General features: G+C 60.4%; 15 protein-coding genes, 1 other RNA gene and 1 riboswitch. Of the genes, 5 read left to right on the forward strand and 11 right to left on the reverse strand.

Translation table 11 applies throughout. The features are described from left to right. Window positions 1-50: 50 nt before the first annotated feature. Entirely contained in the window at window positions 51-1505 is a 1455-nt protein-coding gene (gene betB / locus ACR0AO_RS08595; protein ID WP_480602477.1) for a betaine-aldehyde dehydrogenase, read from the reverse strand. A 191-nt stretch (window positions 1506-1696) separates the two neighbouring features. On the opposite strand from betB, the gene ACR0AO_RS08600 reads away from it, so the two are divergent. Further along, a complete protein-coding gene (locus ACR0AO_RS08600; protein ID WP_480602480.1) occupies window positions 1697-2026 on the forward strand; it encodes a hypothetical protein in 330 nt (109 codons plus the stop codon). 9 nt (window positions 2027-2035) lie between these two features. On the opposite strand, the gene ACR0AO_RS08605 is transcribed toward ACR0AO_RS08600, so the two are convergent. From ACR0AO_RS08605 to ACR0AO_RS08625, 5 genes are all read right to left on the reverse strand, one after another. Next, the gene (locus ACR0AO_RS08605; RefSeq protein WP_480602484.1) at window positions 2036-2536 is read right to left on the reverse strand and encodes an ion channel; all 501 of its coding nucleotides are present in this window, start codon (window positions 2534-2536) and stop codon (window positions 2036-2038) included. 21 nt (window positions 2537-2557) lie between these two features. After that, the gene (gene recR, locus ACR0AO_RS08610) at window positions 2558-3154 is read right to left on the reverse strand and encodes a recombination mediator RecR (protein WP_480602487.1); all 597 of its coding nucleotides are present in this window, start codon (window positions 3152-3154) and stop codon (window positions 2558-2560) included. A gap of 66 nt (window positions 3155-3220) precedes the next feature. Then, window positions 3221-3565 carry a YbaB/EbfC family nucleoid-associated protein gene (locus ACR0AO_RS08615; protein WP_480602491.1) on the reverse strand — a complete coding sequence of 115 codons (345 nt, stop codon included), beginning with the start codon at window positions 3563-3565 and terminating at the stop codon, window positions 3221-3223. Between the two features lie 164 nt (window positions 3566-3729). After that, window positions 3730-4599, reverse strand: a complete 870-nt coding sequence (locus ACR0AO_RS08620; RefSeq protein ID WP_480602495.1) for a TauD/TfdA dioxygenase family protein — start codon at window positions 4597-4599, stop codon at window positions 3730-3732. A gap of 100 nt (window positions 4600-4699) precedes the next feature. Then, complete coding sequence (locus ACR0AO_RS08625) at window positions 4700-6457, reverse strand: DNA polymerase III subunit gamma/tau (protein WP_480602499.1); 1758 nt, start codon at window positions 6455-6457, stop codon at window positions 4700-4702. Between the two features lie 231 nt (window positions 6458-6688). On the opposite strand from ACR0AO_RS08625, the gene ACR0AO_RS08630 reads away from it, so the two are divergent. Next, window positions 6689-7132, forward strand: coding sequence for a protein-tyrosine phosphatase family protein (locus tag ACR0AO_RS08630; protein ID WP_480602630.1), 444 nt, complete (start codon window positions 6689-6691; stop codon window positions 7130-7132). A gap of 39 nt (window positions 7133-7171) precedes the next feature. Here ACR0AO_RS08630 and ACR0AO_RS08635 read toward each other — a convergent pair whose 3' ends face one another. Beyond that, complete coding sequence (locus tag ACR0AO_RS08635; protein WP_480602501.1) at window positions 7172-7576, reverse strand: hypothetical protein; 405 nt, start codon at window positions 7574-7576, stop codon at window positions 7172-7174. 88 nt (window positions 7577-7664) lie between these two features. Then, a riboswitch (cobalamin riboswitch) is annotated at window positions 7665-7871 on the reverse strand. Window positions 7872-7887: 16 nt separating this feature from the next. Next, window positions 7888-8508, reverse strand: a complete 621-nt coding sequence (locus tag ACR0AO_RS08640; RefSeq protein ID WP_480602503.1) for a TetR/AcrR family transcriptional regulator — start codon at window positions 8506-8508, stop codon at window positions 7888-7890. Window positions 8509-8594: 86 nt separating this feature from the next. Between ACR0AO_RS08640 and ACR0AO_RS08645 the strand changes: the two genes are divergently transcribed. Further along, entirely contained in the window at window positions 8595-9455 is an 861-nt protein-coding gene (locus ACR0AO_RS08645; protein ID WP_480602505.1) for an alpha/beta hydrolase family protein, read from the forward strand. A 29-nt stretch (window positions 9456-9484) separates the two neighbouring features. Here ACR0AO_RS08645 and ffs read toward each other — a convergent pair. Further along, window positions 9485-9583, reverse strand: an RNA gene (ffs, locus tag ACR0AO_RS08650) — signal recognition particle sRNA small type. A 39-nt stretch (window positions 9584-9622) separates the two neighbouring features. After that, a complete protein-coding gene (locus tag ACR0AO_RS08655; protein ID WP_480602507.1) occupies window positions 9623-11515 on the reverse strand; it encodes a bifunctional 2',3'-cyclic-nucleotide 2'-phosphodiesterase/3'-nucleotidase in 1893 nt (630 codons plus the stop codon). A 202-nt stretch (window positions 11516-11717) separates the two neighbouring features. Here ACR0AO_RS08655 and nudC point away from each other — a divergent pair, with 202 nt between their 5' ends. Both nudC and ACR0AO_RS08665 read left to right on the forward strand, forming a co-directional pair. Then, entirely contained in the window at window positions 11718-12701 is a 984-nt protein-coding gene (gene nudC / locus ACR0AO_RS08660) for an NAD(+) diphosphatase (protein ID WP_480602510.1), read from the forward strand. A 39-nt stretch (window positions 12702-12740) separates the two neighbouring features. Beyond that, window positions 12741-13208, forward strand: a complete 468-nt coding sequence (locus ACR0AO_RS08665) for an SRPBCC family protein (protein WP_480602512.1) — start codon at window positions 12741-12743, stop codon at window positions 13206-13208. A 31-nt stretch (window positions 13209-13239) separates the two neighbouring features. Here the strand turns inward: ACR0AO_RS08665 and ACR0AO_RS08670 are convergent, their stop codons facing one another. Next, window positions 13240-14073: a prephenate dehydratase gene (locus ACR0AO_RS08670; RefSeq protein WP_480602514.1), complete on the reverse strand. Its 834-nt coding sequence runs from the start codon at window positions 14071-14073 to the stop codon at window positions 13240-13242. Window positions 14074-14097 lie beyond the last annotated feature (24 nt).

The following is a 14097-nucleotide window of genomic DNA, read 5'->3' on the forward strand; positions in this document are numbered from 1 at the left end:
GATGTCAGATCCGCGTCATTCCGACGGGGACGACCAAGCTGATTTCTATGTCAGTACGGAGCTTCGACATCGTTCATCGACACATACACAGTCTTCATTTCGCTGAAGTGATTGATCGCCAGTTTCGAGTTCTCGCGCCCGACGCCCGACATTTTTGAACCCCCAAACGGCGCCTCAACCGGAGCAAGGTTGTAGGTGTTGATATAGCAGGTTCCGGCCTCGAACCCGGCGACGACACGATGGGCGCGGGTAAGGTCGTTGGTAAAGACCCCCGCAGCCAAGCCGAATTCGGTGTCGTTGGCGCGGGCCATGACCTCTTCCTCGGTATCGAAATCCAGTACCGACATGACCGGGCCAAAGATTTCCTCGCGCGCGATGGTCATGTCGTCGGTCACGTCGGCGAATACGGCGGGTTGCAAGTAGAACCCGTCGCCGCCAATCCGTTCGCCGCCGTAAACCAGCCGCGCCCCCTCGGATTTGCCTTTTTCGACATAGTCCAAAACGATGCGCATCTGGTTTTCGCTGACCATCGGGCCGAAATTCGTTTCCTCGTCCAGCGGGTCGCCGATTTTGGCGGTTGCCAGACGTTCGGAAAGGCGGTTCAGGAATGCATCCTTGATCCCATTCTGCACGAAAACGCGGGTGCCGTTCGAGCAGACCTGACCGGAGGAATAGAAGTTGCCAAGGATCGCGCCCGAGACTGCGTTTTCGATATCCGCATCATCGAAAACAATCATCGGGGACTTGCCGCCCAGTTCCATGGTGACGTGCTTCATGCCATCGGCTGCGGCCGCATAGACCTTGCGGCCCGTGGGGACCGAACCGGTAAGCGAGACCTTGGCGACGCGTGGATCGGTCACCAGCGAGGCACCCACATCGCCATATCCCTGCACCACGTTGTAGACACCTTTGGGCGCACCTGCCTCAACCAGTATTTCGGCCACTTGCAGCGCAGACAAAGGCGTGGTTTCCGACGGCTTGAATATCATCGTATTGCCGCAGGCCAATGCTGGCGCACCTTTCCAGCAGGCGATCTGGGTCGGGTAATTCCATGCGCCGATACCGACGCAAACCCCCAGCGCCTCGCGGATGGTATAGACAAAGTCGCCGCCACCCAGCGGGATATGTTCGCCGGTCAGCGATGCGGCCAGCCCGCCAAAATACTCCAGCGCATCGGCACCCGAAGTCGCGTCTGCCACCAACGTCTCCTGCAGTGGCTTGCCCGTGTCATGTGTCTCGATAATCGACAGCGCGCGGTTTCGGTTACGCATGAGGTCGGCGGCGCGGCGCAGGATACGACCCCGTTCCGTTCCGGACATCGCCCCCCATGCCTTCTGCGCGTTTTTGGCACTTTCCAACGCCATTTCGATGATGGCCGGGGTCGCGGAATGCAGCCTTGCGATGACTTCGCCTGTAGCGGGATAGACGACGTCGATCGGGGCGCCGGACCTGTCCTCTACATATTCGCCGTCGACAAAGTGGCTGGCCTTGGGCTGGAATTTCATACCGTGTCCCTTTCTTGAATACGCCCCAACCGCACATGATGGAGGGTTCGGTTCAAACGCCCCTACCGGTTATTGATCCGTCAGTCAATAAAATCATTTCGCGCGGTTTCCCGCCTGCCCTGAAGCTGCGTTCCTTGAAATTTTTTGGTTTATGTTCTATTTATGTTCTTACTTCGGCGGAGGATTATCGGATGAACCACCCTTTGCACAGGCGGGCTCTGAATGAGCTTGGCAACGACTATCACCTGTTGCCCGTGACCGAAAAACAGATGCGGTATGCCCGCGCTATCGCGCAGAAATCCGCGCTGGAAATCCCTGTTGAGGCGCAGCGGGACCGCCGGTCACTGTCGGACTGGATTACCGCCCACAAACCGCGCGACACATCGCCCTTTGACAGTTATCCAACCGGAAAGCAGGTCGCCTTTGCCGAACGCATTGCACGCGCCAAACATCGCCCGATCCCGGCGGAGTGTTTTCGTGACAAGGCAGCGATGTCGGCCTGGATCGACCAAAACCGTTAGTCGGGGGGGTCAGGCTTGGCGGGCCCGCCCGTATAGGGCGACCGCCGCTGCGACGAACAATCCCAGCAACACATACCCGGTGATTGCTTCGGCGACAGCAATCGCCCTGCACAAACCGCCCGGATGCAGATCGCCAAACCCGACCGTTGTGAATGTGACATAGGAAAAATACAGAACGTCGCTCGGTTCTTTTGCGCCGATTACGCAGAGGTCGGTATATCCGAAAGACCCGTATGCAGCGGCAAACAGAAACGGAACGACCTGAATGAAAGAGACGGCCATCAACAAAAGCTGATGCTTGGCCTTGTCGATGCGCGTCGCATGTATCCAGATCTGCGACAGCAGCCAGACGGCAAGCAGGATAGTGGCCAATGTTCCGATCGTGTCGCCCGCGGTTTCCGGGCTGAGCCGGGACAAAAAGAAAAATGCCAGAAAGCTGACAATGACCAGCCCGACCGCACCCAGCAATGTGGGCCACCATTCTTTCAGACGGAACGCGATCCGCGCCATTTCACCGCTTCCCTCTTGTTTTCACCCGATATCCTTGCGCGCGCGCAAGGCGGCCGTGATGGTGCCGTCATCAAGATAGTCCAGTTCGCCGCCAATCGGCACGCCTTGCGCCAGTGACGTCAGGCGCACCTGCCCCTGAAGCTGGTCGGCGATGTAGTGGGCAGTTGTCTGGCCATCGACCGTCGCGTTCAGCGCCAGAATGATTTCGGTGATCTCTTCGGCGACGACCCGGTCCTTCAGGCGGGGAATGCGAAGTTCGTCCGGGCCGATGCCGTCAAGTGCTGACAGGGTTCCGCCCAGAACGTGATAGCGGCCCTTGAATACGCCCGCCCGCTCCATGGCCCACAGATCTGCCACATCCTCGACCACGCAAAGCTCGCCCGTTGCGCGGGCCTCGTCCTCGCAGATATCGCAGATATCCGTGGTGCCGACATTTCCGCAGTTGAGACATTCCCGCGCCGAAGCGGCCACCGCCTGCATGGACTCTGCCAGAGGAGCAAGCAGCAAGGCGCGCTTTCGGATCAGATGCAGGACCACGCGCCGCGCCGAACGCGGACCGAGGCCGGGAAGCTTGGCCACCAGGTCGATCAGATTGTCGATTTCGCGGTTGGAACTCACCCTTGCGCCCCTGTCTTGCCGCCGGGGCTGCCGCCGTCCCGGTCAATTGTGATGCAGGCGCTATTATCAGAACGGCAGTTTGATGTCTTTGGGCAGACCCATACTTTCCGTCAGACGGGCCATTTCCTCCTGCGCTTTTTCGGAGGCCTTGGCCTGTGCGTCCTTGATGGCGGCAAGGATCAGGTCCTCGACCACTTCCTTGTCGTCGCCATTGAAGATCGACGGATCAATATCGAGCCCCTTGAGCTCGCCCTTGGCCGAGGCCGTTGCCTTGACCAGACCGGCACCGGATTCGCCCGTGACCAGGACGTTGTGCAGGTCTTCCTGCATCTGGGTCATCTTGGTCTGCAGCTCTTGCGCGGATTTCATCATCTTGGCCATGTCGCCAAGCCCGCCGAGTCCTTTGAGCATGATTGTTTCTCCTGCAATTCGGTTTGAAGCCTAGATACGGGTGCGAACGGTCTGGCACAAGGGGCAGGCGCTCCCGCCCGTCGTCGCGGTCTCTGGCGAGACCGTTTCTCCGGTTGGGCCCGGCATCGTGCGGGCGTTGCCCGCACGATGCGGACGCTTGCAATTCAGATCACGCGAACTGCGGACAGGCCGTCGTCGGATGTGACCGAGCAACAGATCGAGCGAAGCGTTCGGGGGTGGTCGTAATCCCAGGGACGGCCGCGGTGCACCGTGGCGCGTTCATCCCAGATCAGCACGTCGCCAACGGACCACTCGTGGGAATAGACATATTCAGGCCGGGTGCAGAAGGCCATGGCCCGGGTCAGGATGTCCTGGCTTTCCACATGTCCCAGCCCTTCGATCGCGAAGGCGTGCGAAGCGATGAACAGCGCCTCTTCGCCGGTGACCGGGTTGGGCCAGACCGCGCGCCAGGGTCGGTCGGGCCAGCGGGTCATTTTGTGCTGTACGGCGAGATCGGCAGAGATCTGCACACGGGAGTGAGACAGCCGGTGCCAGATGACCGCATCGCGCAACGGCGCTTTCAGGGTTTCCGGCATGTCGGCCCAGGCGGCGCGGGTCGAGGCGATTTCGGTTTCGCCGCCCGAGGGCGGAACCACATGTGCGGTCAGGATGTTGACCAGCGCCGGTGTCGGCAAGAACGTGCTGTCCGTGTGCCAGAGCATGTTGGCCTGCAAATCGAGCAACCGGAGATCATTGTGGGCGCGCAGCCCCTCGGCGGTTTGGTTCGACAATTCGGACACTTCGAATGCGATATCCCGCCCCGCCGCCATTGCCTCGCGGTTTTCCAGCGGGCCAAACAATTCGCCAAGCCGGGTGTGATCGCTGTCCGTCAGGGACTGGTCACGAAACAGCAGGGTGGAATGGGTCTCGAACATCTGCCGGATCTCGGGATAGTGGGAATCCGCCCTAACATCGCGCAGGTCGACGTCATGCACGATCAGGCCGAAACGCGAATGAAGGGGGTCTGTGCGCATGGCTGGCTCCATCAGAGGATATTTCGGGCAGGATGCGAGGACGCAATCCACCCGGCAAGCGCGTTTGCGACATTTATTCCAATGCGAAACGGTTGAACGATCAACCCTCTTCGAACGGGTCCCACTCGTCTTCGACTTCGGGAAGGGCTTCGGCCTCAACCTGAGCCGCGCGTTGTTCGGGAGTTGTAATGCGGGTTATGCTGGCCTTGGGAAACTGGCTGAGCACGGCCTGCACCAGCGGATGCGCCTCGGCTTGCTTTTTCAGGGCGATATCAGCGGCGTTCCGGATTTCCGAAATTGTCTGCGCCGTGCCATCCGACACGATGGACACTGCCCAACGGTTACCGGTCCAACTCTGCAGGCTTGCGCCCAGCCGCTGCGCCAGATCGGTGGGTGCCTTGGCGGACGGGGTGAATTCGATCCGCCCCGGCTGATAGGACACGAGGCGGACGCCATCCTCGACATCGACCAGAAGTTTTCCGTTGCGATTGGCGCGGATCAGTTCGACCACATGCTCGAAAGTCGGATAGCGCGCCAGCGCCGCTTGCAGATCCTGAGCCAGTGCCGCAACCGGCGCACTGCTGTTGTGGCGTGGTGAGGATGCGCCGGCCGATGCAAGGACGGCGGTGGATTGCGAGACCTGCGCCCGCGGGCCCGTTGCGGGCATTCCGCCACCCGGACCCGCGGGCGCTGGGGCATCCTGAAGCCGCTTGATCAATTCTTCCGGGCTTGGCAAATCCGAGACATGGGTCAGCCGGATTACTGCCATTTCGGCGGCCATCATCGCGTTTGGCGCAGCCGAAACTTCCTCCAGCGCCTTCAGCAGCATCTGCCACATCCGGGTCAGGACGCGCATGGGCAGCGCCTCGGCCATCTGCATTCCCCGCGCGCGCTCGTCTGGGGAGACGGTCGGGTCTTCGGCGGCATCGGGCGTGATCTTCACCACTGAAACCCAATGGGTGATTTCCGCCAGGTCCCGCAACACCGCCAGCGGATCGGCACCCTCGGCATATTGCGCACCAAGCTCGGTCAAAGCCGCGCCCGCGTCGCCGCGCAGGATCATGTCCATCAGGTCCAGAACCCGGCCGCGATCCGCCAGACCCAGCATCGCACGAACCTGATCGGCAGTGGTTTCTCCCGCGCCGTGCGATATTGCCTGATCCAGAAGCGAGGTCGCATCCCGCGCCGAACCTTCCGCCGCGCGGGTGATCAGCGCCAGGGCGTCTTCGGCGATTTCCGCGCCTTCGGAAGTGGCAATCCGGCGTAGCAGCCCGATCATCACTTCCGGTTCGATCCGACGCAGATCGAACCGCTGACAGCGGGACAGAACGGTGACCGGGACCTTGCGAATCTCGGTGGTGGCGAAGATGAACTTTACATGTTCGGGCGGTTCTTCCAGCGTCTTGAGCAGCGCGTTGAAGGCGCTGGTCGACAGCATGTGAACCTCGTCGATGATGTAAATCTTGTAGCGCGCGCTGGCGGCGCGGTAGCGGACGCTGTCGATGATCTCGCGGATATCGTTCACACCGGTGCGGCTGGCGGCATCCATTTCCATCACATCGACATGGCGGCCTTCCATGATGGCGACGCAATGTTCGCACTTGCCGCAAGGGTCGGTGGTCGGCCCGCCATTTCCATCCGAACCGATGCAATTCATGCCTTTGGCGATGATCCGCGCGGTCGTGGTTTTTCCTGTCCCCCGGATACCGGTCATGATGAATGCCTGCGCGATCCGGTCCGCTTCGAACGCGTTTTTCAGCGTGCGCACCATCGCATCCTGACCGACCAGATCGGCAAAGGTTTCAGGGCGATATTTGCGGGCAAGGACCTGATAGGGGGCGGGTGCGGTGTCGGTCATGTCTGCTCTGCCGGATTCGTCTTGAAAACGCAGCGTAGTGCGCCGCGATGCCCACGTCCACAGCGGCCGCATCGATTTTGGTTTGGATTGCAGACAAGCCGGGGTAAAACACCTGAGTATCGATTGGGAATTCCGGATCTGAGTGCGCTGGTTGTGGGGGGGGAACTGATCGTGTCGCAACTGGTGATCTATGGCCTGCAGGTGGGCGGGGGAACTCTGGCAATTTGCCAGATGCCGGGCCGGGGCGGAACCTATGTTGACGATCTTGATACGATTGCCGACTGGAAACCGGGCCTTGCGATCTCGATGACAACCGAAGTCGAGATGATTCAGGATGGGGCGCGTCATTTCGGATTGGACATTCAGGGCCGGGCCTGCCGGTGGTCGCATCTGCCGGTCGAGGATTTCGGGATACCGTCCCGCAGCATCGAGGAGAAATGGGCTGTGGCCAGCGCGTCGGCCCGACAGGCTCTGGCTGGTGGCGGACGGGTGCTAATCCATTGCCGTGGCGGCTGCGGGCGATCAGGGATGGCGGCGCTGAGACTGATGGTGGAATGTGGCGAAAAGCCGGCAGATGCGCTGACGCGCTTGCGCGCAATTCGCCCCTGCGCGGTGGAAACCGAGCCACAAATGGATTGGGCGCTGAAAGGGCAAAGGGTGTCGCACCGGCCCTGAGGCCGGCTTGCGGTTCCAACTGCGGCCTTGGCTATCCGGTTACAAAGCTGCGTGGTGCGGCGCCTCTGACGTTCTGCGTTGGACGGGAAGCGCCTCCAAAAGCGCGCAGGGCATCGTTTTGACCCAACCCGAAGGAAAGGCGGTCGCAGTCGGGTTCAAAAGCGCATCCGCGATCCGGTTCAGCCGCTCGACATCGGCGTCAGCATCGACACCGCAGAAAATTCGGATGCGGGTGTGATCGGCGCGAAAACTGGCGTCGCACCCGGCGGCGCAATGTCCAAGTTCGCATTTTCCGTCGATTTCGAAGGTGTCTTCGGTGACGGATTTTGACGCCGATATCGCCTGCGTCAGCTTTGTCGCCATCTGCGCCAATGCGGGGCAGGGTTCCCCGGTTTTCTGACACAGGGTTGCCGTGAACAGGTGGTTGTCGGTTTTCCAGATCATATTGCGCCCTCCGCGCCGTGGACGAGGGCGATGGACGGGATAGACAGCGGGCTGCCGTCAAACCCAGCCCGGACACCCCGCCCGAATTCGAGTTTCAGTTCCGATGGCAGGTCTCCTGACTTGCGGGTTGTCGCTTGGCCGACCTTCCCGGCCCATGGGCCAGTGGTGTTTCGGCTGTGCTCTCCGCCTACAGTTGCGGGGGCAGTCGCGGCTTGGGTTCGAAATTGAACCGCACCGTGTTCCCTTTTCATCCCGGCCGTGCTCACGACCGGAAACCATCGCTCAATCGCTAGCGGGCGGGCGGGACCGGGTCAAGGAGATTTCCATTTCGCAAGCGCCCTTGCTGCGTCGCGCCGGGGATCTTTGCGCGGGGAGCCCGGCGACGGGTGCAGTCGGCCCGGCAAGGCACGCAGGATATCCGATGACTGCCTTGCCCGCGCCAGTTGCCATCCGCCCTGAAGCAAAACGAAAAGCGTATCTGCCGCAACGCCGGGCTCTGCCACGCCAAGCCGCTTTGCGTGATGCGCAACTTCGGAAATCCAGCCTTCGTACAGATGATAAGCGTGGTTGCGGAACCTTGTATTGTCGGGCCCTTCGAACAGGGTGGCCGAGATGGGACAGGTGTTCCACTGCCCCGATTTGTCAAAAAGTTTCGCGATTTTGTGGCACAGGGTTTCGGCGCCGGACTCGAAACTTTCCGCCGGTTCAAAAGAATCGGCGATAAGCCCGAGCATCGCGTCAGACGCCCATGTCGCCGCCGCAAGCGCCAGGTCGGCCTTTCCATTCGGGAAATGGTGGTAAAGTGAACCCTTTGGCGCATCAGCCGCCATCAGAACCTCGGACAGGCCGACACCGTGATAACCCGACCGCTGGAACAGGTTGGCGGCGGCGCGTATCAGACGTTCTTTTGTCGGCAAGGGACGTACGGTCATTTGCGGGGATTATTGACATCATTGGACCGATTGGTCCAGAGGGGGATGTGTAGACCGATTGGTCTAGATCATCGAGGAATGGCGCTATGTTGGATGCTCAGGATGCGGTACTGGTCGAGGAATTTCAGTTCCGCTCGGGAACGCGCATGCTGGCCGCCCGCCTCTATCGCACGACAGAGGCGCCTTCGGTTGCCGTTGTGATCAACGGCGCGACAGGCGTTCCAAAAGACTATTACCGGCATTTCGCCAGATGGCTGGCCGGAGAACACGGCATGGCCTGCCTGACTTACGACTATCGGGATTTCGGCAATTCCAAGGTTGGCCGCCTGAAAAAATCCACGACGTCGATGGCCGATTGGGCGCTGGTCGACATGCCGGCGGCCACGGCCGAAATGCGGCAACGGTTTCCGGATGCGAAACTGTGGGTCATCGGGCATTCGGTTGGCGGGATGCTGGGCCCGTTGCAGCCGGGAATTGAACAGATCGACCGGATGATCTGTGTCTGTTCTGGGCTGGTTCAGCACCGCGATCATCCCTGGCCGTATCAGGCGCTCGCCCGACTGTTCTGGTTCGGACACGTTCCTCTGCTCGTCAAGAGTTTGGGTTATCTGCCGGGACGTCTGACGGGCTTTGGCTCCGATCTGCCTCCGCAGGTGTATTGGCAATGGCGAAAGTGGTGCACGTCCGCGCATAGTTACCTGCCCGAAACCGGAAAGACGCTGCCGAGACCGGACTGGGAAAGAAGTGGCGCCTCGGTCGATTTAATCGCATTTTCCGACGATCACGTGATCCCGCCGAAATGCGTATGGCGACTGGCGGAGGTCTACGGGAACAGGTCACGCCGGCGCATATTGACCCCGCAGGAATTCGGATTGACGAACGTCGGGCATCTGGGGGCGTTCGCACGCAGAAATGCCGCAGTCTGGCCCGCGCTCATCTCGGGTTAGGCCGAACCGGTTTGCAGGTGATTTTCGGATAGTGAGAGGTTGGACATCGACCCAAGCGGGACTCGTTGTGGCTGCTTCCTTCCGGACCTGACCAGGTTGGCGAGGCGCTCGCCCGCGCCAACCTCTCGCCGGATGATATAGGTGAGATGCCGGGCAAAGACAACCCGTCACAGGGACAGGCGCAGGCACAGGAATCCGCCCGGATCGACGCCCAGCCGAACCGGTTCAAAGCCTGAAAGCTCTTCAAGATAGCGCAGGGCATCCGGGCCTGTTTTCAGAATCACCGAGGTTTCGTTCATCTCCGCGAACCGCCAGGGGTGCGCCGTCGCCTGCAATGGGTCGATTGGAAGGCGCCCCTCGACATAATCCTTCAAGATGCGCTGAATGCGCAGAGGCGGGATGTCGATGCCGCGCGCATCGCTCAGGGCAGAGAAATGACCGCCGCCATTGAACCGGTAGTTGTTGAGGGCCACGACAAATCTCTGGCGGTCACCGACGGGGCTGCCGTTCCAGACAAGGTCACGAATGCGCCGGTGAGTCAGGTCCGTCAGGCCGCCGTCCGGGCGGAATCGAGGTGGTGAAGTCAGATCGATCATGTATTCAACGCCATGAATGACATCGAAATTGTGGCCTGCGCGGGACGGGTCGATCAGATCGATATCCCGGCTTCCGTCCGGAACCTGATTGAACAGGCAGGCCGACATTTCCAGCCATTCCCGCAATTGCGCTCCGGTCACGACAGCCGCGCGCAATTCGTTGGGAAAAACGCACAGATCCGCAATATGGCGCATGGACACAGCGCCTGCCGGCACCTCTGTATAGTTGCCTGGGCCGGCCCGGCCTCCGAATTTCGCCGGCGATACGGCGGACAGCATCGGCAGCGCCGCCTCGGGCAATCCAGTCAGAAACGGGCGTAATGCCGCCATTTGCGCGGCTGCAACCAGTGCAAGGCCACGGTCTGCGGCGCAAAAGGAAAAATAGCTGTGCATCGACTGATCGACCCGCCCGACTGGCTGGTGCATCCGTTTCAGCGTATCACCATGCCCGGGTTTGAAGATCTGAACCAGCTCGGGGTCCTCGGGTGCGTTGCGACGAACGCGCCCGTTGCTGTCTCTGCTGCAGATCGGGCGCAGTTCAGCCGCATGTTGCGCGACTCTCCACTCGCCAGCCTCTCGGGAAAGCGTCAGATCGATCACCCCCAGATGCGATCCTGACGATCCGGGCATGACAACGGGTTTGCCATGAACCAGACCAGTGTCGCCCGAGACATGGGCAATGCCGTTGTGATCCAGCCCGGGTAGCGTCAGGTGCGTATGCCCGGCGACCACCGCGTCAATCCCCTCAATTGCAGCCAGCGGAACCACCACGTTTTCCATCCGGGATTCGGAAGAAGCTTCGGCCAGACCTGAATGGGCCAGGGCGACGATCACGTCGCATCCCTTTTGCTTCAGGTTGCGTACGGTTGCTGTGGCGGTCTCAAGAATATCTGTCGAGGTCACACGGCCATCAAGCAGATGCGCTTCCCAATCCGTCGTTTGCGGCGGCAAAACCGAAAAGACACCGACTTGCAGCACGCGTGTCTCGACACCAGCCACAAACCGCTGTTCCAAAATGGTCGATGCCTGCCAGGGCTGGTTTGTCTCGAGGCAATGCAGGTTGCTGCACAGTACCGGACATGGCGATTGTGCCAGAATACTGCTCAGGCGTTCCAGTCCAAAGCTGAAATCATGGTTGCCCAACCCGACAGCGTCATACCCCAGGCATTCGAAAGCACGCATCAGCGGGTGCATGCCAGCGTCCGCTTCGGCGGCGCAATCACCAAAGGGTGTACCTTGCAGGGAATCGCCATTGTCGAACAACAGCACGCGCGCCCCTTGACGCTCGGCCTCTTTACGGGCCGCCCTGATCAGGGTCGCCGTTCGTGTCAGCCCGACAGATGGTTCCGGTCGGTCCGAGTAATAGTCATACCCCATGAGGTTCATGTGCAGATCGGATGTCGCCAGAAGCTTAAGGCGGACGGTCGGCGGAGAACTATTGGCATTTTCGGATTTTGAACTCAACGATTGTCCTGCCATCGGTTTTGGGGCTGATTGTTGTTATAGCCGATCCGATGTCCTTAACAGTTTGAAAAAACGGCAAATTGAAGCGGGATTTGGGAAAAGTTTGTGATTGCGTTACTTATGCCATTTACGCTTTCCGTTGGCAGGGCCATTGCGTTAGCCGCATAACCGTGGCAGCCGTTCGGAAAACAAGAGGGCAAGAATGAAACGGGCGGAACAGGTCACATTCGGTGGATCGGAACTGGATCGCAACGCCCACATCCGCGACGACGCGGATGCCCTGAAGCAAGCTGTGGCGCATCCCGACGCGGCATGCCTGTTACTTTGGCGCGGAAAAATTCTCGTTCAGGGTGAGCGGCTGGATCGCTTGTCCACGGTCGCGATGTCCCACGGGCTTGTCCGGTACGAGCCGGGGGACGTGATGGAAGCGCCCGTATTTCTTGGCTTGTCCGCGGCCGGTGCGCCGATCTTTGCCGCGGATATCTCCGGTTGGCAGGCCGAAGATCACGATCTGTCCGGTGTCGGGGCCTTCGTGGACCGCAGCGAACAGCAACACCCGGTTCTGCCGAAGGGCCATGTATTCGCAGAGTTGCGGCGAATCATGACGCGCCTCAGCCCCCGCGACGCCGAACTGGCGGCCTCGGCCAAGGCGGTGATCGGCTGGCACGAAACACATGGATTTTGCGCACGCTGCGGCACCAAAAGCGATGTGTCGCAAGCAGGATGGCAGCGCAGTTGCCCGGCCTGCGGAGGTCAGCATTTCCCACGCACCGATCCGGTGGTCATAATGCTGATCACGCATGGCGATTCGGTTCTGATGGGGCGTTCGCCGGGCTGGCCCGATGGCATGTATTCGCTGCTGGCCGGGTTTGTTGAACCGGGAGAGACGCTGGAAGCGGCGGTGCGCCGCGAAGTCATGGAAGAAGCAGGCGTTCCGGTCGGGCGGGTCCGATATCTGGCAAGCCAACCCTGGCCGTTTCCCGCATCACTGATGTTTGGCTGCGCAGGCGAAGCGCTTTCACGGGAAATAACAATTGACCCGGTTGAAATCGAAGATGCTCTGTGGGTCGGCAAAAGCGAGATGATGCAGGCATTTGCCGGTGAGCACCCGACCTTGTTGCCCGCGCGCAAAGGGGCGATTGCACATTTCTTGTTGCAGAACTGGCTTGCGGATACGCTCGATTGAGCCAAAACACCGAACGCTGCTGAAATTCCGAGGGACTGAATGAAGTTTTCAGGAAAGGAAGATGTCGAGGCGCCGATTGAAGCGGTGTTCCGGATGCTGTCGGATTTCGACCGTTTCGAACGTCTTGCAATTCGGCGCGGAATTGAAGTGACGCGCCAGAATTCGACTTCCCCGGCTTCCGAAGGGCTGACATGGGACACCGAGTTTCAGATACGCGGCAAAGCGCGCCATGTTCAGGTTGTTCTCGGTAAATATCGCGCGCCTACGTTGATGCGGTTTGATGCGGCCAGCAAAGGGATGAGCGGTCATACCCAGGTTGAACTTGTGGCCCTGTCGCCGCGACGAACGCGTTTGTTGGTTGATATCGATTTTGTGGCGACGACCCTGCCCGCGCGTTTGCTGTTGCAATCGCTAAAACTCGGAAAATCGCGTCTCAGACGGCGGTTTCGGCTTCGGCTGGCGGAGTTCGCGGGAAATATGGAGCAGCGATATTCGCAATCGGGCTGACCCGGCGAACAGATGGCCGCCGGGGCCATGTCTAGCTGCGTGGCCGGGCTGCGGGATAGACACCCAAAATCTCCACGTTTGTCGTGAAGTGTTCCAGTTCGTCCATCGCCAGTTGGACATTCTGGTCGTCAGGGTGCCCGACGATGTCTGCATAGAACTGCGTCGCGGTGAAGGATCCGTCGACCATATAGCTTTCCAGCTTGACCATGTTCACCCCGTTGGTGGCGAACCCGCCCATTGCCTTGTAAAGCGCTGCAGGGATGTTGCGCACCTGAAATACGAAACTGGTAATCATGCCGTGCCCGCCCCGACGTGAGTCGTCCATTGCGCGTGACATGACAAGGAATCGGGTGGTGTTGTCGCCCTGATCCTCGATGTGGCGGGCCAGAACGTTCAGCCCATAGATTTCGCCCGCCAACTCACTGGCCAGTGCGGCATGGCTCTTGTCGCCGCGTTCGGCGACCTCACGCGCCGCGCGGGCATTGTCGGGGCTGACGCGGCCGCGGATGTTGTGGCCGCGCAGAAACCCCTCGCACTGGGGCAGCAGAACAAGATGGGAATGTGCCTCGGCAATGTCGTCAAGCGTGGCGCCGGGAACGCCCAACACGTTGATATGCACGCGCACGAACGCTTCGTCGATAATGTGCAGACCGCTATGCGGAAGCAGGCGGTGGATGTCGGCAACACGCCCATAGGTCGAGTTTTCGACCGGCAGCATCGCCAGATCCGCTTTGCCCGACCGGACCGCCTCGATCACATCTTCGAATGTGCGGCAGGGCAAGGCGTCCATGTCGGGCCGCGCGTTCCGGCAGGCCTCGTGACTATAGGCGCCGGGCTCTCCCTGAAAGGCAATTCGGTTGGTCATTTGGTCGTTTCCATGCAACAAGTT

This window comes from Ruegeria sp. AF8, assembly GCF_056541825.1.

What these genes read in the sequence shown, in the direction of transcription:
- ACR0AO_RS08640 (WP_480602503.1), bottom strand. Translation starts at nt 8,508, where the DNA reads ATGACCGTACGTCCCTTGCCGACAAAAGAACGTCTGATACGCGCCGCC.
- ACR0AO_RS08600 (WP_480602480.1), top strand. Translation starts at nt 1,697, where the DNA reads ATGAACCACCCTTTGCACAGGCGGGCTCTGAATGAGCTTGGCAACGAC.
- ACR0AO_RS08635 (WP_480602501.1), bottom strand. Translation starts at nt 7,576, where the DNA reads ATGATCTGGAAAACCGACAACCACCTGTTCACGGCAACCCTGTGTCAG.
- nudC (WP_480602510.1), top strand. Translation starts at nt 11,718, where the DNA reads ATGAAACGGGCGGAACAGGTCACATTCGGTGGATCGGAACTGGATCGC.
- ACR0AO_RS08625 (WP_480602499.1), bottom strand. Translation starts at nt 6,457, where the DNA reads ATGACCGACACCGCACCCGCCCCCTATCAGGTCCTTGCCCGCAAATAT.
- ACR0AO_RS08670 (WP_480602514.1), bottom strand. Translation starts at nt 14,073, where the DNA reads ATGACCAACCGAATTGCCTTTCAGGGAGAGCCCGGCGCCTATAGTCAC.
- ACR0AO_RS08605 (WP_480602484.1), bottom strand. Translation starts at nt 2,536, where the DNA reads ATGGCGCGGATCGCGTTCCGTCTGAAAGAATGGTGGCCCACATTGCTG.
- ACR0AO_RS08615 (WP_480602491.1), bottom strand. Translation starts at nt 3,565, where the DNA reads ATGCTCAAAGGACTCGGCGGGCTTGGCGACATGGCCAAGATGATGAAA.
- ACR0AO_RS08620 (WP_480602495.1), bottom strand. Translation starts at nt 4,599, where the DNA reads ATGCGCACAGACCCCCTTCATTCGCGTTTCGGCCTGATCGTGCATGAC.
- ACR0AO_RS08665 (WP_480602512.1), top strand. Translation starts at nt 12,741, where the DNA reads ATGAAGTTTTCAGGAAAGGAAGATGTCGAGGCGCCGATTGAAGCGGTG.
- betB (WP_480602477.1), bottom strand. Translation starts at nt 1,505, where the DNA reads ATGAAATTCCAGCCCAAGGCCAGCCACTTTGTCGACGGCGAATATGTA.
- ACR0AO_RS08630 (WP_480602630.1), top strand. Translation starts at nt 6,689, where the DNA reads ATGCCGGGCCGGGGCGGAACCTATGTTGACGATCTTGATACGATTGCC.
- ACR0AO_RS08645 (WP_480602505.1), top strand. Translation starts at nt 8,595, where the DNA reads ATGTTGGATGCTCAGGATGCGGTACTGGTCGAGGAATTTCAGTTCCGC.